The following is a 25,683-nucleotide window of genomic DNA, read 5'->3' on the forward strand; positions in this document are numbered from 1 at the left end:
ACGATAGGATTATTGCCTAAGCATCTGCTGCAGATGTATGGGAAACGTTGCATGCCAAACTTCATGGAGAAAAAATTTTCGGTCTTTGGGTATGCTGGCTTCTATCCGTTTCATGCAGAAACAGATACTGCGAAGCGGACAGTATTGGTTTATACATTTTGCGATGAGAGGGATTAGCTATATTCATCTGTCGAGTCTTAAGAAAATAACAGCGAAAACCTTTGCTCTGTGCTATATTAGAGTCTACTTTCAATGAATGGGAGCGGGTAGAATGCTGGAACTCGAAGGGATGATCATGGGCATGGAGCTTGGCAATGTCCTTACGCTGCTCGTATCTGTCATCACGATTCTCAACGCGCTGCTATTGGCTTGGGTTTTATTTATAGAAAGAAAAGATGTAGGCAATACGTGGGCATGGATTTTAGTCCTGGTGTTTCTGCCGATTGTCGGTTTCTTCATTTACCTGTTCTTCGGCCGCAGTATGAAACAGAAAAACTTTTATAATCTGTCTGCTGCTGAAAGGAAAGCTGAGAAAACAGAAGTGGATCTGCAGCTGTTGCCTGAAAACTTGGCTTTACTTGAAAGCAATCAGTTATTAAAGGATCATACTGAATTAATCCATATGAATCTGAAGTCGTCACATGCCCTGCTTTCCAAGGATAATGACATTGAAATTTTTGATGACGGCCATAAAAAATTTGCGGCATTATTTGCTGATATCAGCGCAGCAACAAAAGAGGTCAATATTCAGTACTATATTATTCAGTCAGATTCGCTTGGGACAAAGCTGCGCGATCTGCTGATTCTAAAGGCGGAAGAGGGAGTCAGGGTCAGACTCTTATACGATGAAGTGGGATCGAAGAAAACACCGCCGGCATTCTATGACGATTTACGTGCAGCGGGCGGAAGAGTTGAGGTATTCTTTCCATCTATGTTCCGTCTGATCAATTTCCGGATTAATAATCGAAACCACCGAAAGCTATGTATCATAGACGGAAAGACGGCGTATATTGGCGGGTTTAATGTCGGTGATGAATATCTTGGACTCGATAAGAAGTTTGGCTATTGGCGTGATACACATTTCAGAATTACAGGCGGAGCGGTCAATCATATTCAAGGGAAATTCATTTTGGACTGGCATCAGGCAGGGAAAAAGGACCCCGGTGACTGGAAGGAGTATGTATTCCAGGAAGAAATACTACACGGTACGAGTCCTGTGCAAATTGTCTCGAGCGGTCCAAATTCGGAAACGGAGCACCTGAAGAATATGTATATCAAGCTGCTTTTATCCGCAAAGAAAAGCGTCTATATTCAAACACCATATTTTATTCCGGATACGAGCTTTATGGATGCGTGTAAAATTGCACTGCTGTCGGGTGTGGATGTGCAGATTATGATTCCCTGTAAGCCTGACCACCCGTTTGTCTACTGGGCTACTTGGTCCTATGTCGGTGAGTTACTGAATTATAGCGCCACCGTATTGTTGTATGAGAATGGGTTTCTGCATGCGAAAACGATTGTTGTGGATGAGGAAGTGGCCTCTGTCGGGACGATGAATATTGACTCGCGAAGTTTCCGTTTGAACTTTGAAGTGAATGCGATCGTATATGATGAGAAGGTCGCTGAACAGCTGGCGGATTTATTCCGTAAAGATACGGCATTGAGTTCAGAGCTGACGAGGGAGATGTACATGGAACGATCACTGCTGATTAAATTCAAGCAAGGCATTTCCCGGTTGTTGTCGCCGATTTTATAAAGCCAGTATGCATGTTCAATGAAGAATGATACACATTAAAAAGAAGACAAGTCCGCGGGGAGTTGTCTTCTTTTTATACAATTCAATATAGGTTATATAAACACCAAGTTCAGTTTTCCGTCTTTCAATTCCAGTGATGCGTCGAACTTTTTCCCGTCAGCCGAGGTAAAGCCTTTGATCGTGTTTGTTTTGCCTTTCGTGCACAGAAGTTTAACTTGCGGCACTGTGAGCTTTTTTTTCAGGAACAGACCCGGGAAAGTCTGTTTGCAGCCGTTTTTATAATTGCTGCAGCCGTAAAATTTTTGATGTTCGATAATCATGCCTTTGCCGCACCGCGGACAAGGAGCGACTTCTGTCCGTGTATAGCCTCCGCCTTTGCGCGAAGAAGGGCGAGGCGGGAGCACGATGTCGATGGTCTGCTTCTCCAGTTGGGACGGAACATCTTCAATCAGTTTCTGAATGAATTTTGATACGCTGCCAAGAAAATGCTGGCCTGTACCTTCGCCGTTTCCGATTTTCTTCAGATACGTTTCCCATTTTGCAGTCATGGAAGGGCTGGCTAGCAGACTGCCTTCGATAGTCTGACAGAGCACGCGCCCTTTGTCAGTGATAGATACAATATTTTTGGTTACCGAAATATAGCCGTGCCTTTTAATGGTTTCGATAATGCTGCTTCGCGTTGCTTCGGTTCCGAGTCCTTCGATTTCCTTCAGAATGTCGGTCTCGCTTTGGTCTTCCACTAACTTTCCGCATGTTTTCATCATCGCGATCAGCTGGCCCTCTGTGTACGGTTTTGGCGGCTGAGTCGCGCCTTCTTTAATGCCGATATCACTTTGTACTGTTTCGCTTTTCTCAAGTGGCGGCAAGGCTGGCTCTTCGTTTTCTTTGGTCTTTTTCGGCGCACTGAAAAGTTCCTTCCAGCCTTTGTCGCGTTCTGTTTTACCAGTTGTAAAGAATGACAGCCCATTCACATCTGTCGTAACCTTTGTTTCAGTGTACAAGTAATCCCGATGGAACATGGCGAGCGTCGTCCGCACGACTTCTTCGTACAGATTACGTTCGAGTGGGGCCAGTTTTGCCAGTGCTGCGGGGGTGGGCAGTTTTTTCGTCGGAATGATGGCATAGTGTTCTTGTACTTTTGAACTGTCGACGTAGCGCTTCTTCGGTGTTCGGACAGCGACTTCAAACGGATGCCCGATTACTTGTTGGTAGTCTTCTACAGCTGCCGCCAAGTAGTTAAATTCACTTGGTGTAATGTGCCGCGTATCTGTTCGGGGATAGGACACGAGCTTCTTCTCGTACAGTGTCTGCATCGTTTTCAATACCGTCGCAGGACTCGCCTTCCAGCGCCGGTTAGCAGTCGCCTGCAAGGTGGAAAGTGAGTGAAGCTGTGGCGGCGGCGTGCGTTTATCCGTATTGGTCAGCTCTGTAATGACACCGGGCGTTCGTTTGGTGATATTGCGGCTGTTCAGCGCATCCGCAATCAACTCACGCTTTGGCTCCTTCAGTTTTGCTTTCCCTTTATACGTTCCGTTTGCTGCCGTAAAAATGGCTTCTGCTTCAAAAAATGGTTCCGATACAAATGTTTCGATTTCACGCTGCCGCTGGTAAATTAAATAGACCGTCGGCGACTGCACGCGGCCGATTGGAAACACTTCTTCAATTCCTTTTGCTTTCAGCAGAAGGGTATATAGCCTTGAACCGTTCATGCCGACCAGCCAGTCGCTAATTTGACGGGCTTTCGCTTCCTCGTATAGTTGCAGATCTTTCTTATTGTCACGTAAATTTTCAAACCCTTTACGCACTTCATCTGCTTCCAGCGAGTTAATCCACAGCCGCTGAATCAATTGATTGCGGGCACCGGTCATGTAGTAGATCGAGTAGAAGATATTCGACCCTTCCCGGTCCACGTCGCAGGCATTAATAACCGTATTCGTTCCGCGAATCAATTTCTTCACGACTTGAAATTGTTTATATTTCCCTTGAGCCACCTGGAACTCGTAACGCTCGGGTAATATAGGCAAGCTCCCAAGCGACCAGCGTTTCCAGGACGGATTGTACGTGTGCGGTTCTTTTAACTCCACGAGATGCCCGACACCCCACGTCAAAAAAGCCCCTTCCGGAAACGTCGGGCACGGATTGATTTCCATATAGCCGTCATGTTTTCGCGAAGAGAAAGCATCGGCATAAGCTTTTGCCTGGCTTGGTTTTTCGGCTAGGATTACAGGTTTCATGGGGGCACCTCGAATTTATTTATAGTACGCTCGTTCTGTTAGGTTCATTATCTCATATATTGGGGGAGGTTGCTGTAAAAAAGTAATCTAATGAAAACTTAGGATTGCTTGTGTTGATTTATCTTTCATAAAGCCATCCCTTTAAGTATAGTGGAAAGAAAGGCGAAATAAAAAAGTAGTCTTATATGTCCAAAACCTCAAATACATTTACCAGCTTCACTCTACAAGTAAGGAAGGTTTTTAAAACTGGTTGTTCTTCCATAATGTTACCCTTATTTTTTCAGCTTTCTTCAACTTCAAACTCACTTTCTTCTTCAAAGTCTTCTTCCATTTCCTCTATTCTTAAGGCTAAGTAATCCTCTATTTCCTGGAGTACATCTGGGATATCTCTAATTATGGAAAGGCCTGACGATATATTCTCTTTGTAAAAGTTCATATAAGAGGTCTTTTGTTTAGCTTTTGTTGCGTTCTTAGGTATTAAATATTTGGTAATACTATTTTCTAAATCAGTATTTAAGTCATCGGTATATAGGATTAGATGATAATTTTGAAACCAGTATCGTTCATCGTCTCGTTCTTTTAATTTAGTTATATCTTCCTGTTCAAAGAATCTATCTTTTAGGTAATACGAAATCAGTATTTGATTGTTTGTCTCAATTATTCTATCCTTATTTTCAACCAATATATCCTCAAAGCCAAATATTTTAATGGCATAATAAAAATATAACTGTTCTTCGTTAAAGGATGTTTTAAGTGCTTCTCTATATCTAACATGTAGAAATTGGCGTAATTTATTGTTTTCGAAGTTACTCATATTATTAAACCTATCGGCCGTGTACAGTATAGTTTCAGGCGACGAGCTAAGAAGAAAACATAATTGGTGGTAATCATAGTCTTTAACCTGATATTCCTCAAGCTCTAACTCTCTAAAGTATTTTGTTTTAAAAAAGTTATTTATAAAGACCTTTTTAAGTTTATCATCCTTTAGTTTTGAAACTCTAAAGACAAGTTGGTTTATAAAATAAAGCTTATTATTAGATTTTTCCTTGTCAAATCTTACATTACAGTGGGCTATTATTTTTTTCCAATACCTTGCAACTAAATTATAATTATTAAAAGATTCATATGTCCAAATTTCCTTTTTAGTTTCGTTTCTCTCCAATTCATACTTTTCTAGTACCTTGTCAAAGATTCTAGTCACTTTTTCAGTATCACTTTTATTGCAAAAAAAGTAAAAGTCATCAGAGAAGTAAGAGAACTCACAGTCGATCAGCGATGTTCTAAGTTCTTCTTCAATGTCTTTACTGATGTTCTTTAAGTTACTCTCAGCGAAATATAGTGACAAGTAATTCCCCATTATCAACCCATTTGTTTTTCCTAGATTCATATTGGATAGAAATCGTTCTTCATGCCCTTCAAATTCTATCAAATGAGTATATATTCTTCCGTAGTATTCTTTTATATCCAATTTAAGCAACTGATCATATACGCATAACCTATTAAAGTCTTCTTCCAATTGTCTATCGTATTCTCCTGATACAAAATCACCAGTATCAATATTTGCTGATAAGCGTTTATGTGAAGAATCCAGGCTTTGAATAGAATCAAAGTTTGACAAGTCCTTAAAATGTTCATAAGCCACTACAAAATTTAAGATATTTGGTATCTTCAAAGAACGGTAGCTATCATCCTGTTTTTTAACACTGAAATTAAAAGGGGCAACCCAACTCAAGTTACTAATTTCAAATGATGATAAATCCGTGGGTAGTGTAAGGGCATCTATATCAAGAAAATGTTTAACAGAATTTTTGAAATTATACAGATTGTTAAGCTTCATATTTTTCTCCTCATTTCACTTTGCCAAGTTTGTATCCTGGAAAGCAAGGTCTATGTATTCTAGTTCTTAAATCAAGTGAAGCAGGTTTTCAAATTATAATCTACCCAAAAATATATGGGTGAAATTAGTGCAACCTATTGATATCAATGTATCTGTAATTAAACCCTACAAGGTAGAGGGATACAATTGAACTCGTCCAATTGAAAGGCTTTCACAAAATCCCTTCTGTTGAAGAAGGAGGGTGTAGAGGCGACTACCATTCATTCCAACGAGCCAATCGCTAATTTGACGTGTTTTTGCTTCGTGATAAAGCAATAAGTCTTTTTTATTATCTTGAAGGTTATTAAAACCTTTTGTACTTCATCAACTTCCAAAGAGTTAATCCAAAGTCGCTTAATCGTCTTATTCCTCGCGCCGGTCATGTAGTAGATGGAATAGAAAATATTAGATCCTTCACGATCGCAATCGCAGCAGTTCAAAATCGTTGAAACAGCAGGATCATTGAACAGTTGTTTAATAAAGTTGAACTGCACCTTTTTATTGTTGGATACCTTGAACTCGTATTTACTTGGTAGGATCGGCAAAGACGCTAAATTCCAAGACGTCCATTCTTTCCGATATTCTTTTGGCTCTTTCAACTCAACTAAGTGTCCAATCCCCCACGTAATGATTGCACCGGAAGGAAATGTGCTACATGGGTTTAGTTCAATATGCGTTTTGTGACGGGCTTTTAATGAAAAAGCATCTGCATATGCTTTTGCTTGGGATGGTTTTTCGACTAGAATGGCTACTTTTGTCATCGAAGTCACCTCTTTATTTCTGATGGTGAAAAAGCTAGGTATATTACTTGGTTTTTTTTCTCATATCCTGAAAAACTTTCAGGTATGTGGTGAATTACTTACGAACTAGTTTTCGTATTTAAATTTTATCATAAAGTTTGAAGGGAATATACTAAGCGGTTTATCGCCAAAAGATCAACAGGCAGATCCACATTGAATGGCTCGCCCTCTTGGCTAAATAAAAGACCCTGAAATTACTGTAAAGTATATTTTATCTAATGCAAACCCATAGATTTTATTGCCGGAAGTTCTCTAAAATATACAATTGTTGTGTAACTGTTAATTAAGCCTCAATAGCAGCCCCTTTAAATTGAAAAATTTATCGCTTCTATTTTCGGAAAAATTATTGAAGTGTGATATATTGCAATTAAATAGAGTTAAATTAAGAGGGTATTGCAGTATAGTATAGGCTAATGGAAAGAGAGGTTGAGTATTTTGAGAATAAAATCAATACAAATTAAAAACTTTAAAAAATTAAAAGATGTATCCATTAATTTGAGCGAGGAGCAAAGTATTTTCGTTGGTGCGAATAATAGCGGTAAAACTTCTGCGATGGAGGCTATCTCGAAGTTTTTAAAGCGCAAAAGTCAAATTGGATTTTATGATTTTACAATCTATAATTGGCAAAAAATTAATGCCTCGTTTGAAAAAATACAGGATTTAAAAATAAAGCTAGAACAATCTACGGATGAGAACGAGTTAGCAGAAATTCAAAGTGAATATGATGATGCGGAACAGGATTTAAAGTCACTTCTACCTTCAATGAAAATAGTAATTAGTATAGAAGAGTCTGAATTACAAAAGGTTATTGAAATCATTCCGAGCATTGAAAAAGACTTAAGTGAAGTCTCAGTCTTTTTCAGATTTGAGCCTGAGGATTATGAAAAACTGTTCAAAGAGTATATTGAGGCGAGAAAGCGTATAAATCAAATGAGCAAAATAATTGACGGTCATTCTGAAAAGGCTGAAATAGAGAAAGCGGTTGAAAAGCAGTGGCCAATGAATTTTCAAGATTTTCTCAAAGGGGAAGGTCAGTTGAAAAATAATTTCAAAATCCAGGCGTACTTGGCGAATCCTGCAGAAGATGAAGACGAATTTCCATGTGATGAAAGCACCGCGTTAGAAGGAAATCCGTTAAAAAATATTATTAAAGTTGACGAAATTTATGCCCAAAGAGGTTTGTCAGATAAGGATGACGATGAAAATATAAAAAAAATAAAAAAACTATCTAAACAATTTACTAACTACTATAAGAAGTTTGATATGAAGACGGACATTGATCAAGGTGTAATAGATTTGATTAATGCAAACTTCAAAGCAGAGCGAAATATGGAAAATCAGTTAGATAAGACTTTAACTACTTTGGTAAAACCATTGCTTAATTTTGGTTATCCAGGTTTCGGCAGTCCACATATAAAGGTAGCACCTGTCATCGATGTTGTAGAAACAATGGATAATGAAAGCAGCGTGTTATTTAATGTCCATCCAGATAATAAAAGAGATAGTCACTATTACTTGCCTGAAAGAAATAATGGTTTAGGTTTTCAAAACTTGATATCTATGTTCTTTGAGCTGATTTATTTTACAAAGGAGCGGATAGCTGCAGATGGTGATGATGAAGTAAAAGCATTGCATCTCATTCTAATTGAAGAACCCGAGGCACATTTGCATGCTCAAGCACAGAAAGTTTTTATCGAAAAAGCCTTGAGTGTCATCAAAGAAAATCAAGGAGAAAATCTACATACGCAATTAGTAATGAGTACCCATTCATCACATATAGCTGACCATGCTTGTTTTGATGATTTACTATATTTCAAAAGAAGAACAAATGAAGATTTATTACATGAGGTAGAAGTTGTGAATTTAGAAAACGTCGAGCTGGATGACGACTTGAACGAGACGAATAAAAGGTTTGTCGAAAGGTATTTACAATTAGCAGCACATGATATATTTTTCGCTGACGGAATAATTATGATTGAAGGAGCGGGAGAGAGAATCCTTTTACCAAGAATAATTAAAAAAGATTTCCCTATGTTAGGTAGTAAGTATCTAACTATTATGGAAGTTGGAGGAGCCTATGCTCATAAATTTTTCCCTTTATTAGAGAGTTTGGAACGACCAGTATTAATAATAACGGACATAGATAGCGTAGAGAAAGGATCAAATGGAAAATGGAATAAGACCTATACAAGAAAAAGCCAGAGCTTACGCACATCTAATGCAACATTGAAAAAAATATTTGATGACGAGGTAAACACTAAAGAACTGCTAGAGAAGTCGGAAGATGACAAATTAAGGAACGGTTTTATTAGAATCGTCTATCAAAATATAAACCATGCCACGATACCAGGTGGACGAGCATACTCTAGAACGTTTGAAGATGATTTTGCAATGTCTAATAGAGAGTTCATAAATGCAATAGCGAGTCCAACTGGATTACTCAAGAAGTTCAAAGATATTTTAGATAAAAGTCCTAAGATAAAAGCCGATGTTTCTGAAAAGCTATTCATAGCGACGAATAAAGGGAAAACTCAATTTGCACTAGACGTAATTTATGGGGAATTAGAAAATGACAAGAAATTCAATACGCCACAATATATTAGTGAAGGATTGAATTGGCTTCAAGAAATGCTAAATGATGAAAACAAAGGAGTAGGGATAGATGAAGCGTGAGAGTGATCAATTGGTGGACGAAGAATTAAAATCTTACGTTAATTTAATTGAACCTAAAAGTTTTTTTCTCTTAGCGGGTGCTGGATCGGGAAAAACAAGATCATTAGTTACGATTTTACAACATATTCACGACGAGCATGGGCAACAATTAAGAAATGAAGGGAAAAAGATAGGTGTCATCACCTATACAAAAGCTGCAAGCGAAGAAATAAACAGGAGATTAGATCATATTGACGTGTTTCAAGTTTCTACGATCCATAGCTTTGCTTGGAATATAATTCGTTATTTTCAACAAGACATCAAAGACTATTTGATTGATAGCACGCAAAAGAAATTAACAGATTTAGTAGATAAAATTGAAAGTAAAGAGCATAAAGGTCAAAAGCCTACAGAAACACAACAAGGAGATAGAGTGAAACTAGAAGCTCAGCTTGCAGAATGGAAGAAAGTAAATAAATTCGATTATTCCCCGGATATAAATAATCGTGCTACAGGTTACTTAGGTCATACACACGTAATTAGCATCTTCCAAGGGTTTTTAATAAACAAATCATTTTTTAGAAAGTTGTTTGTGAGCAAATATCCTATTCTTTTAATAGACGAGTGTCAAGATACTGAAACTAAATTAATGGAAGCATTAATTCTAATGGAAGAGGAACATGATAACTTTTGTTTAGGATTGTTTGGAGATATGATGCAGCGTGTCTATAGCTCAGGTAAGGCTGACTTGCAAGATGCAATCGCTCACTGGGAGAACAAACCTATAAAAGAAATGAATTGGCGATCTCAAGAAAGGATTATACATTTTAACAATCAGCTTCGTAAAAGTGAAGATGGGCTAACTCAATATCCCAACAAAGACAAAAGACATGGAGTTTTTATGGTATATATAAGACCTGTCAAATCAGAAAAAGTAAGAGAAGTTGAGCTAGAGATAAAAGAGAAATTCAAAAAAAAAATTCAAATAGAAGACAAAGAAATAAACAGTTTGATTTTAGAACATAAAATGGCAGCCAGAAGAAATGGGTTTCTAAATCTTTATGAAAGTCTTAATGTAGGACCCACAGAGAATGCTTTGCGAGATGCTAGCGGAAAGGAACTAACCTTCATAAGAAAAATTATTTTTAGATTGCATGAAATTTGTTTGACAGGTTGTGATAAAGTTTCAATGTTAAAAATGCTTAGAGAAGAAAAAGTTTTAAAAGGCAAGGATCTAAAATGGAGGGATATGTTAGAGATTGCTGAAGGTTTGAATAAATATCTGCTTTTATTTAATGACATAGATGATAGGCCAATGAAAGACTATATTACTGAGTTACACAAATTAGATTTATTTGATATACCAGAAATACTTTTATTGGAAGACGAGAAAAGTGAAAAATGGAGAAACTGGAATATTGCTTTAAACTGTACATGCTCAGAGTTCGATAGGTATTTTAAATACAAAGAAAAGGTAGATGGATTCGTTACTCAACAAGGGTCTAAAGGGTTGGAATATAATAATGTAATGGTAATTATTAATGATGATGAGCAAGGTGGCAATCAGATAAGTTATGAAAAATTATTTGGTGTAGATGGATTGAGTGTTACTGACATAAATAATATTAAACAGAATAAAGACAATGCACTATCAAGAACTAGAAGGCTATTTTATGTCGCAGCTAGCCGAGCAAAAGAAAGTTTGGCTATTGTTATTTATACTAAGGATGTCAATAAGACAAAGGCATTCTTCATAAATCATGATTTAGCAAAAGACGAGGAGATTGACACTGGAATTTAAATACAAAAATAATATCTAATGTGAGTTTGAAAGGTAGAGAATTATTCAGTCCATTTTCAGATATTTTCGGTTAGAAGTTTTTTTATCAACTTTAGGCATATTATTGTTATCAGAGGTTGAATTATCAGTACTTTCTAGAACTTTCTGATTGCACTGTCGAAGTAGTCTGTATTGTAGATTTTCTAAATTCGAATATATGGAAATGCACATAATTCCGGACGTTTAATCTGGTTATGTGCATTTTTTATTTATGTGCAAATCATATTTTCTCCGGATATGTTCGAAATGTATGAGGAAGGATAAAATAATTAATTATGTACACAAACTTTTATAGGGATATGTCCACGTCGCAGGCATTAATAACCGTATTCGTTCCGCGAATCAATTTCTTCACGACTTGAAACTGTTTATATTTCCCTTGAGCCACCTGGAACTCGTAACGCTCGGGTAATATAAGCAAGCTCCCAAGCGACCAGCGTTTCCAGGACGGATTGTACGTGTGCGGTTCTTTTAACTCCACGAGACGCCCGACACCCCACGTCAAAAAAGCCCCTTCCGGAAATGTCGGGCACGGGTTGATTTCCATATAGCCGTCATGTTTTCGCGAAGAGAAAGCATCGGCATAAGCTTTTGTCTGGCTTGGTTTTTCGGCTAGGATTACAGGTTTCATGGGGGCACCTCTTTCAGATATATGATGAATAGTTGTCTTATAATGATAGCTTATTCAGGGGTGGAGGGCTAGTGCGGAAGTATATTGTTATAGGATGCTTAGTTCTGATTGAACTCCGAAGTAATTTAGAACCCGTCACCATATGAGTGATTTACTATGAAATGAAAACTGGTACAATTTGGATATGTGAATATATCCGAATTGTACCAGTTCGTACGCTTACATTAGTAAATCGCCATATGCGCGATCGTACGTATGGGGTATGGGGTGTGAGAGGGACGAACGAGTCCGGAAACGGATTCGTATGCTCAACCCCACTATCGCTGAATGATTTCAGCAATTCATGCCTGACCATTAATTTCTAACTAGATAATCAAATGCACTTAACGCGGAAGTTGCGCCTGATCCCATTGCAATAATGATTTGTTTATGGGCGCTATCCGAGCAGTCTCCCGCAGCAAAAACGCCAGGCACGTTTGTTGCACCGCGCTTATCGACAACAATCTCGCCGAATTTATTACGTTCAACTGAATCGCCTAGCCAGTCTGTATTTGGTACGAGACCAATTTGAATAAAAACGCCAGCCAGTTCGATATGGTGCTCTTCATTTGTGTCACGGTCAATGTACGTAATTCCGTTTACACTATCGGTACCAGTAATTTCTTTCGTTTGAACATTTTTCAATACAGTAACGTTTGGAAGGCTGTGAAGTCTGTCTTGTAAAACAGAGTCGGCTTTCAGCTCGGAAGCAAACTCAAGAACTGTTACATGCTTTACAATACCTGCAAGGTCAATTGCTGCCTCAATGCCAGAGTTGCCGCCGCCAACGACAGCAATGTCTTTGCCTTCAAACAATGGGCCATCACAGTGCGGGCAGTATGCGACACCTTTATTTCTAAATTCTGCTTCGCCAGGGACGCCAATGTCTCGCCAACGGGCACCTGTGGAAAGGATAACCGATTTACTCTTTAAAACAGCACCGTTTTCCAGTTCAATTTCAATAAGATCTTTCTTTTCCAAACGTTTTGCACGCTGTAAGTTCATGATATCTACGTCGTACTCTTTCACGTGCTCTTCAAGGCTTGCAGCAAGTTTTGGACCTTCAGTTCGAGTAACACTAATAAAGTTTTCAATCGTAGCCGTGTCCAAAATTTGACCGCCAAAACGATCTGCTACAACGCCCGTGCGAATCCCTTTGCGCGCCGCATAAATAGCAGCACTTGCACCTGCAGGACCGCCTCCGACAACAAGCACGTCAAACGGCTCCTTGTTTTCAAGTTCCGAAGCGTCTGGCGCACTGCCCATTTTCGCAAGGATTTCTTCCAGTGATATACGGCCGCCTGAGAATTCTTCCCCATTTAAATATACTGTTGGCACAGCCATGATCTTTTTGCTTTCAACTTCCTCTTTAAATGCCGCACCATCAATCATCGTATGAGTTATGTTCGGGTTTAGGACACTCATAATGTTAAGTGCTTGGACCACTTCAGGACAGTTTTGACAGCTTAAGCTTATATACGATTCGAAATGGTAAGTACCGTCAAGTTTTTTTACTTGATCAATAAGCTTCTGATCTACTTTTGGATCACGTCCGCTTACTTGTAATAACGCAAGAACTAATGAAGTGAATTCATGTCCAAGCGGGACGCCTGCAAACGTGATGCCAGTATCTTCTCCGATACGGTTTACACTGAAACTTGGGGTTCTTTCCAGCTCGGTTTTCTCTACTTTAATGTGAGATGACATCGTTTCTAATTCATTCACTAAACCGTTCATTTCATTCGAAACATGGTCAGATCCCGTGCTGACTTTCAGAAGCACGTCATTTTCCATCATCTCGAGGTACTGAGCTAATTGTGCTTTTATAGCTGGTTCTAACAAGATTAATCATACTCCTTAATAATTTTTCTTTAAAAAAAGCGGGGATGCCCCCGCTATTTCAAATTAAATTTTCCCTACAAGATCTAGGCTTGGCTTTAGTGTTTCTCCGCCTTCTTCCCATTTTGCCGGGCAAACTTCGCCTGGATTGTTGCGAACATATTGAGCTGCTTTCACTTTGCCTACAAGCGTGCTTGCGTCACGGCCGATGCCGTCAGCGTTGATTTCTGCTGCTTGTACAACACCATCCGGGTCAATAATGAACGTGCCGCGCTGAGCAAGACCTGATTCTTCATCTAACACATCGAAGTTGCGTGAAATTCTCTGTGAAGGGTCACCAATCATAATATATCTAATGTTACTGATTGCTTCTGAGTGATCGTGCCATGCTTTATGTGTAAAGTGTGTATCTGTTGAAACAGAGTACACTTCAACACCAAGTTCTTTTAGCGTAGCGTATTGGTTTTGAAGGTCTTCCAGTTCAGTTGGACAAACAAAAGTAAAGTCTGCCGGGTAGAAGCAAACAACACTCCACTGACCTTTCATGTTCTCTTCAGTAATGTCGATGAACTCTCCGCTTCCTGCGTTGTAAGCTGAAGCTTTAAATGATTCTACTGCTTTACCGATTTGTGACATAAACAAATTCCTCCTAAATGATATTTATAGCTAGTTTTGGCCATATCGTTAAAACCTAAACCGCGGTAACTATAAAAATTTTATCGCCATCAACTAACTATAATAATTCTAATTACATAATCATTATCGTATAAGTGAAATTGTTTGTCAACATTTATACTCGGACTGCTTGTGGTGCACGCTATACAATATGTATTACGAAAGATTCTATTGTTATTATCTAATTAAATCTTTTTAAAAAAGAGAAGCATGTATCGTTGAATGTAACTACTATATTCTCAATTAAATAATCTGTTTCTCGGTTGGTCTTTATTTTACGAATTTAATAAAAATATTCAGTGCTGTCCTGGTTGGCGCCAGTCATTCATTTAATCTTGAAGGTAAAGCATACATGCTTGTTTGACTGAACATATTTTTTTAGGGACTGTCACGTTGCTGCTGTTTAGGAGAATATACTATTAAAGGTTTGCAATAAATATTTTGGAACGGCTAATATCTTATTAGACTAAGTAGGTATATTTTTTGGAAATTGGGGAATAGTTCAGGTATAGAAACAGTAGGGTTACCCTGCTTTTCCGTCAATTTTAATTAATTTAAATTAAAGTGTTGACAAAGAAAATGAAGCCGTGTTATATTTATTACGAATTCGAGATAAGTCGATTCGTTCTAATTTATCTTTACTGGCAAATAAACTACAGTTTCCGTTAATTTAACGATGCCAACTGAATGAAATGAAGAATAAGCTGCTTACAGCAGTAAATTTTTTTAAAACATATATATCTCGAAATAGAGATACTTCACTTAGAACAATAAGCGGGAGGAATTATTTATGGAACATTTAAAAGGAATTCACCACGTAACAGCCATAACAAGCAGTGCAGAAAAGAACTATGAATTTTTCACATATATTTTGGGTATGCGTCTTGTAAAGAAAACAGTCAATCAGGATGATATCCAAACGTACCATTTATTCTTCGCGGACGATAAAGGATCCGCCGGTACTGATATGACATTCTTTGATTTCCCAGGTATTCCAAAAGGTACGCATGGAACGAATGAGATTTATAAAACGGCCTTCCGTGTTCCGACAGACGCTGCCCTTGATTACTGGGTGAAACGTTTTGACAAATATCAGGTAAAACATAATGGTATAGAGGAAGTGTTCGGCAAGAAGACGATTTCCTTTGTCGACTTTGATGATCAACAGTATATGTTAATTTCCGATGAATTTAACGAAGGTATTGAGTCGGGCACGCCTTGGCAGAATGGTCCGGTGCCTTTGGAGTTTGCGATTACAGGTTTAGGGCCGGTTCATATTCGCATCGCGCAGTTTGACAATTTTAAAGAGCTTTTGGAAAAAGTAATGTTTATGCGTGAAATTGCAGCAGAAGGCGCATTCCACTTATTTGAAATGGGTAAAGGAGGAAATGGCGCACAGGTCATTGTGGAACATAACGAAAAATTGCCGGCAGGCCGACAGGGATTTGGTACAGTGCATCACGCAGCTTTCCGCGTAGAGGATACAAAAGTGCTGCATCAATGGATCGACCATATGCAGGCTTCCGGATTCAGTACTTCAGGCTACGTGGACCGCTTCTTCTTTGAATCTTTATATGCACGTGTGGCACCGGGCCTTCTTTTTGAATGGGCAACAGACGGTCCCGGCTTTATGGGTGACGAACCTTACGAAACTGTAGGGGAAATCTTGTCACTGCCGCCATTCCTTGAAGGAAAACGGGAGCAAATTGAAGCAGCGGTAAGACCGATTGACACTGTGAGGAGCACACTTGAAATTGAAAAAGAGTATCTGTAAGCCGATTGCATGAAAGGGGATTGAATTCATTGATTTCGATTGATCCGGCAAAAAATAGTGAGCGAGATAATTATAAACTTCTTATAGGTTCTATTATTCCGAGGCCTATTGCCTTTGTCACTACCCAATCTGAGGAAGGCATCGTCAATGGGGCACCGTTCAGCTATTTCAATATCGTATCGTCAAACCCTCCGCTGGTTTCTCTCGCTGTCCAAAGGCCTGCGGATGGTTTGAAAGATACTGCACGGAACATGTACACTAACCGTCAATTTGTTGTACACATTGTGGATGATGAGAATGTAGCGAAAATCAATGAAACAGCTGCCTCATTGCCTGCTGCAGAAAGTGAAATTGAGCTAGCTGATTTAACACTTGTGCCAAGTGAAACGATAGAAGTTCCAGGAGTGAAGGAAGCGAAAGTCCGAATGGAATGCAAACTGGTTCAAGCGATCCCTTTCGGGGGTGACGGACCTGGCAGCGATTTGTTTATCGGGGAAATAATTCGCTTTCATATTAATGGAGAAATTTATGAAAACGGACGAATCGATCCAAGAGGTTTAGGCGCTGTCAGCCGGTTAGCCGGCACCAACTATGCCGCTATTGGAGATATATTTTCCATGGAAAGACCAAAGTAATTATAGAAGATATAAATGACATGCTGATTGACAGGACAGGAAACTATACAAACAGCGGGTAAACGTCTAAAAGAAATATCTCCCGACTTTGGTTAATTGAAAAGTTAAGGAGTGAAATGTAAATGTCTGAGAAAATCGCAGGAATTCACCATATCACAGCAATTGTTGGCCATCCACAAGAGAACGTAGACTTTTATGCCGGCGTGCTTGGGTTACGTTTGGTTAAAAAAACCGTAAACTTTGATGATCCGGGTACTTACCATTTATATTTCGGAGATGAAGGCGGCAAGCCGGGAACCATCATCACATTCTTTCCTTGGGTTAATGCCCGGCAAGGGAAAATTGGAGATGGTCAAGTGGGAGTTACCTCCTATGCAGTGCCAGTAGGAGCGATGGCGTTTTGGGAAAAGAGATTGGAAAAGTTCAATATTTCATTCACAAAAACTGAACGCTTTGGTGAAAAGTACTTGGAATTTGATGATCCCCACGGACTTCACTTGGAGATTGTTGAAAGAGAAGAGGGAGAATTGAGTACGAGGAGTTTTGGAGGGGTAACGCCTGATGCAGCCATCAAAGGGTTTGGAGGCGCTATGCTGCTGTCAAAGGAACCTGAAAAAACTGCTGAGCTGTTAGAAAACGTAATGGGGCTGGAGCAAGTCGGAAAGGAAGGAGACCTGATCCGTTTCCGCTCTACCAGCGACATAGGAAATGTCATTGATTTAAAGCTAACCACCGTCGGCCTCGGAGAAATGGGTGTTGGGACAGTACATCATATCGCGTGGCGGGCAAGTGATGATGAAGATCTGCTGAAGTGGAAAAAGCATGTGGAGGAATCAGGATATGGTGTCACTTCGGTTCGGGACAGAAACTATTTTCATGCGATTTATTTCAGGGAGCACGGTAAAATCCTGTTTGAAATTGCAACTGACCCTCCCGGATTTGCCCATGATGAATCTCAGGAGACGATGGGAAGCGATTTGATGCTGCCTGAACAATATGAATCCCAAAGAGAGAAGATTGAACAGGCAGTCCTTCCAATTGAAGTCAGAGAGCTCGACTGACCTTTATGTGAATGTATTTGGATTGAGACGTATGTAAAGGGATATGACGGAAAATACATTTACTTATGTGAAGATTCAAGTACTGAAGGAGGAAAATTGATGAAACATATATTTACTAAAGGGAAAGACCCTGCTAAGCCAACTCTGCTTTTGCTTCATGGAACAGGGGGGAATGAACAGGACTTACTGCCCCTTGCAGACAGAGTCGACAGAGAGGCATCTGTATTAAGTGTCAGGGGAAATGTATCAGAAAATGGTATGCACCGCTTCTTTAAGAGACTGGCTGAAGGAGTATTCGATGAGGAAGACCTTATATTCCGGACTAAAGAGTTACATGAGTTTCTGGATGAAGCAGCACAGAAGTATGATTTTGACAGAGATCATGTAGTCGCAATCGGTTACTCAAACGGCGCGAATATCGCGGCGAGTTTATTATTTCATTATCAGAATGCATTAAAGGGCGCGATTCTTCATCATCCGATGGTTCCTCTAAGAGGAATAGAACTGCCTGATTTGACAGGGAAGAATGTGTTTATTGGAGCAGGGACTAACGATCCGATCTGTTCACCATCGGAATCAACAGATCTGCAATCGTTACTGGAAAAGGCTGGCGCAAAAGTTGAGCTTCATTGGGAACATAGAGGCCATCAGCTGACAGCTGAAGAAGTTGATGCCGCCGGCAGTTGGTATGCTTCACTATATAGCAAGTAATGGCCAGGCGCTTACAGCCTGGTAAATTTGAAGTATTTCAGAACTCAGCATTTCAATCACCTTTGCTTTCACGAAAAAATTTAACTTCAATAATGGGATTAAAATTTCTCGTGTAAGGGCATAAGAAGAACAGGACTGTATTGCGGTTTCGTGTTTTTCGGAGGTGGTATTGATAAAAATGAATAAAAAACAATAAAAAGCAGGTGTACGTATGGGGTTTTTAAGTAAAATATTTGAAAAAACAAAGGAGACGGATAATATGTCAAATGTAAAATTAGCGGTCATTTTTTATAGTATGGGCGGAACAAACTATCAATTAGCGAAATGGGCGGAAGAAGGAGCCAAAGAAGCAGGCGCGGAAGTCAGAGTGTTAAAAGTACAGGAATTAGCACCGGATTCTGTTATTGAAAACAATGAAAGATGGAAGACGACTGTAAATGATACAAAAGACATTCCGGTAGCTACTTCAGAAGATCTGGAGTGGGCAGATGCAATTATTTTCAGTACGCCGACCCGATTCGGTGTGATGGCATCACAAATGAAGCAGTTTATTGATCTTCAAGGCGGTTTATGGGCAAACGGCAAAACCATCAATAAAGTGGTGAGCGGTATGACGTCGGCTCAAAACCCTCATGGCGGCCAGGAAGCTACATTACAATCTTTATATACTGCGATGATGCACTGGGGCGCGATTATTGCGACACCTGGATACAGCGACCCTGTTGTATTTGGAGCAGGCGGGAACCCATACGGAACTAGTGTAACCGTAGGGCAGGACGGTAAAATGATTGAAGATGTTCAGGCTGCCGTAAAATATCAGGCAAAACGTACTGTAACTGTGGCTGAATGGGTTAAAAAAGGAAATCAATAAGTGATATAGAGCCGGTCGACTTCCATCGATCGCCTCTTTCTAAATAAATTGTCCGCGGGTGGGATAATTTACTAATATGTAAGAGATACCTAGTATTTATTATAAAAAACAGAATGAAGAGGAGAGTTTTATAATGACAAAGTGGACAGTAGACGCAGCACATTCAAACATAGGTTTTTCAGTTAGACATATGATGGTTTCAAACGTGAAGGGAAGCTTCACTGGATTTGAAGGTTCTGTTAATGGGAATCCGGAGAGTTTAAATGAAGCGAGCATACATTTTGAAATTGATGTAAACACCATCAATACAAATAATAATGACCGTGATAACCATCTGCGTTCAGAAGATTTCTTCGCTGCAGAAACCTATCCGAAGATTACATTTGATTCTACGGAAATTGTTAAAACAGGAAACGACAAATTTGATGTGACAGGTGATCTTACTGTCAAAGACGTCACAAAGAAAACGACATTTAACGTCGTCCGTACAGGCTCAGGAAAAAATCCTTGGGGTGTGGATGTAGTCGGTTTTGAAACAGAAACGAAAATTTCCAGAAAAGAGTACGGTTTAACTTGGAATCAAGCGTTAGAAACAGGCGGCGTATTAGTGGGCGATGATATTAAAATTACGGTGGAAGTTCAGGTTAATCCTGCGCAATAAATAATTACTGGCGATTTCTCTATCTAATAGAAGAGAGTCGCCTTTTTTGTATGGAATTTCTTATTTATACAGTAAATAATAATCCTATCGGAAAGCTGTCTGCGTGGTATAATCTTTATACTTGGTATAGTAACTATATCGTATTATAATCAATGTATTGGTTGGAGGTGTTACTTATTAAAGTATGCCCTTATTTAGAATCCAGCTTCGAGATTTTGGGGAGGCGCTGGAACGGACTCATTATTCATTATTTGTCGAATTGCCCCGATTATACTGCCCATTTTTCGCAAATGAAGCGTGATTTGCATGACATTACGCCAAGGTCACTTTCGTTAAAACTGACCGAACTTGCGGAATGTAACTTAGTCGTAAAAAACGTAATGGCAGGAACTCCTGTTACTATTACGTATCAGCTGACAGAAAAAGGACAGCAACTGGCTATTGCTTTGCAGCCAATACAGGCATGGGCACAGCAATATATAGAGCTTGAATCGTCTGATACTAAAAAATGAAAAGAGGAATTACCATGGAAACAAAAAATACTATGATTTGTGATTTGGAAACCGGTATATGCGGGCCGGGCGGAGAGGATACTGATGCAATGGAGTTTATTGACTTTTCAGCGCAAAGAAAAAAGGTTGAACTGTATTACGTAACAGATCCCATCTGTTCACATTGCTGGGCATTAGAACCAGTCCTCAGAAAGTTTATTGATCAATACGGGCAATATGTTACTATGCATACGCTTATGGGCGGATTGCTTGAAAAGTGGGATGGCTTCACAGATGCGGGCAATGGAATTTCCAGCCCGTCAGATGTGGCGGGCCATTGGAGAGAAGTGGGTGAACATTCACGCATGCCAATTGACGGAACCGTTTGGTACGACAATCCAATCGAGTCTTCTTTTATCCCTTCTCGCGTGTATAAGGTGATTCAGGAAAAAAATCCGGAGCTCGCTAATACATTTTTACGCCGTGCACGGGAAGAGCTTTTCGCTTTCAATAAAAACATCGCACAAGATGAAGTGCTGATCACTCTTATCGATCAAATCGGACTTGATGGGGAAGCTATCCTTACTCAATCAAAGCTTCCAGCAGCAAATACTTCGTTACATGAAGATTTCCAGCGTGTCCGTGAGCTGGGTGTCCGCGGCTTCCCGACAATCGTCATGGTGAATGAAGAGCAAAAAGGGGTTCGAATCGTAGGTGCCCGAAACGTTGAAGAATACACGAATGCACTTCAGCAATTACTGCCAGATGAAACGTTGGAACCAAAGCAGCTATCTGATTTAGATCAATTACTCCGCAAAGAGAAATTATTATTTTCACGTGAAATTGAAGAATATTATTCAATTGAAGAAAAAGGCGTAGCTCCATTCGTTCAAAAGCAATTGTCGCAAGATGTGTATGAAACTAAAGAAATCCTGGGCGAGAAGTATATCCAGGCAAAATAAACGCGGCAGACATATACGTAAAAATGAAAAGGGGTTTTGAAATGACGTATTTATTACAAGTGGATTTTACAATGGAAGGCCCATTTGGCGAAGAAATGTCAAAAGGTTTTGCGGAATTGGCTCAAAGCATAAATGACGAGCCGGGTATGATCTGGAAAATCTGGACGGAAGATGCAGCGGCAAAAGAAGCTGGCGGCGTTTATCTATTTGAAACTAAAGAAACGGCTCAGGCTTATTTAGAAATGCACTCGGCACGGTTGACGTCTTTCGGTATTCAAGAGATCCGCGGCAAGATTTTTGAAATTAATGTGCCGCTGTCTGAAATTAACAACGGTCCTATAAAAAAGTAATTGATACGGACAATAAAATCGGCTTTCCAATGGAGAGCCGATTTTATTATATACGATGAAGCTGGAGGTGTTTGTCTTGCTGCAAAAACTGGAGGCAGGAAAGCATGCCAAGCCGTTCAGGGGTCCTTTCACTATCACACGAGTTCAGCCGGGTAATGTGTTAGGCGATAAAACCACAGATACCGCATTCGGGCCACTAGCAATCATTGATCATGCAGTGATGAAAAAAGGTGTAACGATTAAAATGCATGAACATATTAATGATGAAATACTAAGTTATATAGGCTCAGGTGTCATGCATCATACAGATTCTGCAGGTTTTGAAGCGCCGATTGCACGCGGTAAATTAATGATGATGAATGCAGGAGCAGGCTTTTGGCATGAGGAAAAAGTAAAAGAAGAGGAAACAGAAATGCTTCAAATCTTCGTCCGGCCGTATGAAACGGATCTTTCCCCTGAAATTCAATTTCATGATAAACCGTCAGACCATCCGGACTGGTATGTCATGGCGGGACCTGAAGGTAGCGAAGCGCCACTTTACGTGAGGCAGCAGGTCTATATATTAGACGCACATCCGAAAGCGGGCGAAGAATTGGAAGTTCCAACATATGCAGGTCTGACACCATTTCTATATGTAATGAATGGTGAGATTACGATTCAAGATCTCACAATAGGTAAATATGAAGCAGTAACAGATACAGTCCACTCTCTTCCGCCTTTCACTGCGAATGAAGATACGACTGCAGTACTATTCTTTGTCGATCTGAATGCTCCCATGTCGATGGACGGGACCATTAGCGGCTTGAAGGAACGGAAGCAAGTATAGTCTGGGATAGTCTCGTTAGTTCGCTGAACCTTTTGCGGGCATTGAGAATAAGAAAGTAAGAGACATGTGCGTGGTGTTTGAAATAAAAATAACAGCTTCCAGTGCGTGGAAGCTGGTTATTTCGTTAATGGGTGAACGGCTAGGCGCAGACATGGATGAAAATACTAATAAACAGAAACCAGGTATCCACACTATTTCGGCTGTGTGGATACCTGGTATTTTCATTTTATATGGCAAGGAGAGACTGGATGTAAAAAGACCGTTGATTCTGTAACTTTTCTGCACCGCAGACGGACTACTGGGTAGAACATATATAAAGGAGCAGATCGCTATGAGGATGAATAAAATGATTTCATTTGCATTGACGGCATTATTGATTGGAAGTGCAGCTGCACCGGCGGCGATATACGCTGAAGGGAAAGTGAAAACAGAAGTGACATCAGATGAAAAAGCATTTAGTAAAGTAGAGGGAGTAATCGAACATGTCGTCAAAGAGAACGATGTGACGCGCTATACGATTAAACAGAAAGAAGAGTCACCCGTACTGGCCGTGACAGATGAAACATTGATCATTGATAATACCGGTAAAGAGACAAAACTGAAAAAAGGGGATAAAGTTTCTGCTTATGTATATTCTGATAAGCCGATGATCTTGATTTATCCACCGCAATACAGTCCGGACGCAGTGATTGTCGAAACTGACAAGACCGGCACTGCGGCTGTCGGGAGATTCAATGATAAATTGGTTGATCCCCATTTGAAATTGCAGTTGACTGTGGATGAAAATACCGAACTATCGACGGTCTCAGGAAAACAGGTGAAAGCCGGGGATTTGAAAGGCAAAGATTTACTCGTATTTTATACAGCATCGACCAAAAGCGTTCCCGCGCAGACCACTCCAGAAAAAGTAGTTGTTCTGGATGGCAGTACAGAAGATGAACATGTAACCGCAGAACAGATTATTGAAAATGATCATTACATGGTTGACGGTGTCAAAATGGTACCGCTGCGTTTGCTTGCGGAGAAACTGGGACATTCAGTGGATTCGACGGGCACGGGCGCGATCGTGTCAAAAGGTGCGCTTTCTTACACAATTACCCGGGGCCAGAAAGAATATGGCTACAATAAATCATTAATGAAGTTTGAAGCGGCGCCTGAGTTGCTGGAACCGAGGAAGACTTATGTGCCGATTGCATTAATTGAGGAGCTGATGAAGTAACTGCATGATTGATCAAACAGCAAAAAAGGCAGAAGCTGAGGGGCTTCTGCCTTTTTGCAGATTCATACTATGCTTTCTTTTTTCTTTCATTCGGATAAACATTTGTAAAGTAATCCAGCGTGATTTCCCGTACTTTGCCGCTTAGGAACAGCACAGCGATCACGTTTGGAATAACGACCATCGCCAGCAGCAGATCGAGAAACTTCCATACAAACTGCAGACCGCCGAGTGCACCCACTAAAATTGCTGCGATATACACGACACGAACCGCTTTGGAAAAGCCGGCACCGAACAAGAACTCTGCCTGCTTTTCTCCATAATAAATAATCACTACAATCGTTGTAATTACAAATAGGAATAAAACAATCGAAATAATTATACCGCCAAGCGCAGAACCGAATACTGTGCCATAGGCTTCTGTAACCATATTCGCGGCATTATCGGCGTCGATTACTTCCCAGACACCTGTGGTCAGCACGACCATCGCGGTCATCGTACAGACAATCAATGTATCTACGACGACTTCAAAGACACCCCAGAACCCTTGTTTTGCGGGATGACTGTTCACTGCGGCTGCATGAGCAATAGGTGCTGTTCCGATTCCTGCTTCATTGGAATACAATCCCCGTGCAAGCCCCCAGCGAATGGCCGCTGCGACACCTGCGCCGGCAAATCCGCCGGCTGCGGAAATGGGCTGGAATGCATGTGTAAAAATCAGACCGAATGCTGCAGGGACTGCTGTGAAGTGAAAGGCGATAATGATGAGCGCACTGATAATATAAATGACGACCATCGAAGGAATTAAACGTTCTGTCACGCGTCCGATGGCTTTAATACCGCCAAATGAAATGAGCGCCACGAGCAATGCAATCAGTAAACCTGTCACAATCGGCGGTAATCCGAATGAGCCTTCAATCGTTGTGGCGATGGAATTTGATTGCACCATCGCACTTGCCATTACTTCCATCATTAAAGCAAAGGCGAAGATGTACGCAACTTTCTTCCAGCCGAGTCCTTTTTTTATGTAATACATCGGGCCGCCGACGTAATCACCGGCTGCGTTCTTCTCCCGGTATTTAATGCCGAGTACGACTTCGGAATATTTTGTTCCGATCCCGATGAGTGCCACAATCCACATCCAGAAGATGGCTCCCGGTCCGCCGAGTGCAATCGCCACGGGAACGCCGACGATATTTGCTGCGCCCATTGTGGAAGCGAGTGCAGAGGTGGTAGCCTGAAAGGGGGTAAGTGTACCATCTCCCGATCCTTTCGACATAATTTTTCCGAAAGTCTGGCGGAAAATGTGGGGCATATAGCGGAATTGAAAAAATCCAAGACGGATGGTGAGGAACAGACCTCCGCCGATAAGCAGGATGATGATGGGGAAGCCCCATAAAAAGTCCGAAATCCATTCTACCCAGTGTGTAAATACATTCATTGGCAACAACTCCTTTGATGTGTTGAGACTGATCTCAACTGTCTGGTTGTAATGCTTCGGTATACGAAACAGTTGTCTACTATACTAGTGAAGTAATAGGAGAATTGTCAAATAAAAATGAAAATATGCGGATGATTAGTACTTGGATCATTGGCCTGTGTATACAGCCGAAAGCACAACGCAGTCATGCAGGTGCACGCAATAAAAGGAATGAATTATTAGATTTGTGTTGACAATTGGTTCGTCTCATTGTAACATTACTTCCAACATAACATTTCAGACTAAGAATGGAACCAGTAAAAGTGTCCTGTGTCTTTATAGAGAGCCGATGGGTGGTGAAAA

21 protein-coding genes, 1 pseudogene and 1 other annotated feature (1 of these 23 cut by a window edge) are annotated in these 25,683 nt (G+C 40.2%); of the genes and pseudogenes, 15 read left to right on the forward strand and 7 right to left on the reverse strand.

Annotated features, from left to right (window positions below; all coding sequences use genetic code 11):
* The first annotated feature begins 301 nt into the window (after positions 1 to 301).
* Positions 302 to 1,756, forward strand: a complete 1,455-nt coding sequence (gene cls / locus SporoP33_RS09930; protein WP_081244826.1) for a cardiolipin synthase — start codon at positions 302 to 304, stop codon at positions 1,754 to 1,756.
* Between the two features lie 92 nt (positions 1,757 to 1,848).
* Here the strand turns inward: cls and SporoP33_RS09935 are convergent, their stop codons facing one another.
* The 3 genes and pseudogenes from SporoP33_RS09935 to SporoP33_RS09945 form a co-directional block, all read right to left on the reverse strand.
* Positions 1,849 to 3,990, reverse strand: a complete 2,142-nt coding sequence (locus tag SporoP33_RS09935) for a type IA DNA topoisomerase (RefSeq protein ID WP_081243549.1) — start codon at positions 3,988 to 3,990, stop codon at positions 1,849 to 1,851.
* A 280-nt stretch (positions 3,991 to 4,270) separates the two neighbouring features.
* A complete protein-coding gene (locus tag SporoP33_RS09940) occupies positions 4,271 to 5,827 on the reverse strand; it encodes an RNA-dependent RNA polymerase family protein (protein WP_081243550.1) in 1,557 nt (518 codons plus the stop codon).
* A gap of 186 nt (positions 5,828 to 6,013) precedes the next feature.
* A pseudogene (locus tag SporoP33_RS09945) lies at positions 6,014 to 6,627 on the reverse strand (toprim domain-containing protein); the annotation flags it as partial.
* A 474-nt stretch (positions 6,628 to 7,101) separates the two neighbouring features.
* On the opposite strand from SporoP33_RS09945, the gene SporoP33_RS09950 reads away from it, so the two are divergent.
* Both SporoP33_RS09950 and SporoP33_RS09955 read left to right on the forward strand, forming a co-directional pair.
* Positions 7,102 to 9,339, forward strand: coding sequence for an ATP-dependent endonuclease (locus tag SporoP33_RS09950; protein WP_196796763.1), 2,238 nt, complete (start codon positions 7,102 to 7,104; stop codon positions 9,337 to 9,339).
* Positions 9,329 to 11,119: a UvrD-helicase domain-containing protein gene (locus SporoP33_RS09955; protein ID WP_081243553.1), complete on the forward strand. Its 1,791-nt coding sequence runs from the start codon at positions 9,329 to 9,331 to the stop codon at positions 11,117 to 11,119. Before SporoP33_RS09950 ends, SporoP33_RS09955 begins: the two co-directional genes overlap by 11 nt.
* 328 nt (positions 11,120 to 11,447) lie before the next feature.
* Here the strand turns inward: SporoP33_RS09955 and SporoP33_RS09960 are convergent, their stop codons facing one another.
* The 3 genes from SporoP33_RS09960 to ahpC form a co-directional block, all read right to left on the reverse strand.
* Entirely contained in the window at positions 11,448 to 11,789 is a 342-nt protein-coding gene (locus tag SporoP33_RS09960; protein WP_081243554.1) for a toprim domain-containing protein, read from the reverse strand.
* Positions 11,790 to 12,143: 354 nt separating this feature from the next.
* On the reverse strand, positions 12,144 to 13,625 hold the full coding sequence (ahpF, locus tag SporoP33_RS09965; protein WP_369821976.1) for an alkyl hydroperoxide reductase subunit F: 1,482 nt from the start codon (positions 13,623 to 13,625) through the stop codon (positions 12,144 to 12,146).
* A 108-nt stretch (positions 13,626 to 13,733) separates the two neighbouring features.
* Entirely contained in the window at positions 13,734 to 14,303 is a 570-nt protein-coding gene (gene ahpC / locus SporoP33_RS09970; protein ID WP_081243556.1) for an alkyl hydroperoxide reductase subunit C, read from the reverse strand.
* An 829-nt stretch (positions 14,304 to 15,132) separates the two neighbouring features.
* Between ahpC and SporoP33_RS09975 the strand changes: the two genes are divergently transcribed.
* The 12 genes from SporoP33_RS09975 to SporoP33_RS10030 all read left to right on the forward strand — a co-directional run bounded on the left by SporoP33_RS09975 (position 15,133) and on the right by SporoP33_RS10030 (position 23,903).
* Positions 15,133 to 16,116: a ring-cleaving dioxygenase gene (locus SporoP33_RS09975; RefSeq protein WP_081243557.1), complete on the forward strand. Its 984-nt coding sequence runs from the start codon at positions 15,133 to 15,135 to the stop codon at positions 16,114 to 16,116.
* A gap of 29 nt (positions 16,117 to 16,145) precedes the next feature.
* The gene (locus SporoP33_RS09980) at positions 16,146 to 16,751 is read left to right on the forward strand and encodes a flavin reductase family protein (protein WP_081243558.1); all 606 of its coding nucleotides are present in this window, start codon (positions 16,146 to 16,148) and stop codon (positions 16,749 to 16,751) included.
* A 122-nt stretch (positions 16,752 to 16,873) separates the two neighbouring features.
* Complete coding sequence (locus SporoP33_RS09985) at positions 16,874 to 17,812, forward strand: ring-cleaving dioxygenase (protein WP_081243559.1); 939 nt, start codon at positions 16,874 to 16,876, stop codon at positions 17,810 to 17,812.
* A 99-nt stretch (positions 17,813 to 17,911) separates the two neighbouring features.
* Complete coding sequence (locus SporoP33_RS09990) at positions 17,912 to 18,523, forward strand: alpha/beta hydrolase (protein WP_081243560.1); 612 nt, start codon at positions 17,912 to 17,914, stop codon at positions 18,521 to 18,523.
* Positions 18,524 to 18,782: 259 nt separating this feature from the next.
* Positions 18,783 to 19,394: an NAD(P)H:quinone oxidoreductase gene (wrbA, locus tag SporoP33_RS09995; RefSeq protein WP_081244827.1), complete on the forward strand. Its 612-nt coding sequence runs from the start codon at positions 18,783 to 18,785 to the stop codon at positions 19,392 to 19,394.
* Between the two features lie 133 nt (positions 19,395 to 19,527).
* A complete protein-coding gene (locus SporoP33_RS10000) occupies positions 19,528 to 20,055 on the forward strand; it encodes a YceI family protein (RefSeq protein ID WP_081243561.1) in 528 nt (175 codons plus the stop codon).
* 176 nt (positions 20,056 to 20,231) lie between these two features.
* Entirely contained in the window at positions 20,232 to 20,567 is a 336-nt protein-coding gene (locus SporoP33_RS10005) for a winged helix-turn-helix transcriptional regulator (protein ID WP_081244828.1), read from the forward strand.
* 14 nt (positions 20,568 to 20,581) lie between these two features.
* A complete protein-coding gene (locus SporoP33_RS10010; protein ID WP_081243562.1) occupies positions 20,582 to 21,508 on the forward strand; it encodes a DsbA family protein in 927 nt (308 codons plus the stop codon).
* A gap of 41 nt (positions 21,509 to 21,549) precedes the next feature.
* Positions 21,550 to 21,858 (forward strand): monooxygenase, encoded by a 309-nt coding sequence (locus SporoP33_RS10015; protein WP_081243563.1) that lies wholly within the window; start codon positions 21,550 to 21,552, stop codon positions 21,856 to 21,858.
* Positions 21,859 to 21,934: 76 nt separating this feature from the next.
* On the forward strand, positions 21,935 to 22,684 hold the full coding sequence (locus SporoP33_RS10020) for a pirin family protein (RefSeq protein ID WP_196796764.1): 750 nt from the start codon (positions 21,935 to 21,937) through the stop codon (positions 22,682 to 22,684).
* 70 nt (positions 22,685 to 22,754) lie between these two features.
* Complete coding sequence (locus tag SporoP33_RS10025; protein ID WP_081243565.1) at positions 22,755 to 22,958, forward strand: hypothetical protein; 204 nt, start codon at positions 22,755 to 22,757, stop codon at positions 22,956 to 22,958.
* 57 nt (positions 22,959 to 23,015) lie between these two features.
* Positions 23,016 to 23,903, forward strand: coding sequence for a stalk domain-containing protein (locus SporoP33_RS10030; RefSeq protein ID WP_081243566.1), 888 nt, complete (start codon positions 23,016 to 23,018; stop codon positions 23,901 to 23,903).
* Positions 23,904 to 23,970: 67 nt separating this feature from the next.
* Here the strand turns inward: SporoP33_RS10030 and SporoP33_RS10035 are convergent, their stop codons facing one another.
* Positions 23,971 to 25,341 carry an alanine/glycine:cation symporter family protein gene (locus SporoP33_RS10035; protein ID WP_081243567.1) on the reverse strand — a complete coding sequence of 457 codons (1,371 nt, stop codon included), beginning with the start codon at positions 25,339 to 25,341 and terminating at the stop codon, positions 23,971 to 23,973.
* Positions 25,342 to 25,615: 274 nt separating this feature from the next.
* Positions 25,616 to 25,683 (forward strand) — a binding site (T-box leader) (it continues 172 nt past the right edge of the window).

This window comes from Sporosarcina sp. P33 (assembly GCF_002077155.1).
In the GTDB taxonomy this organism is placed as follows: Bacteria; Bacillota; Bacilli; order Bacillales_A; family Planococcaceae; genus Sporosarcina.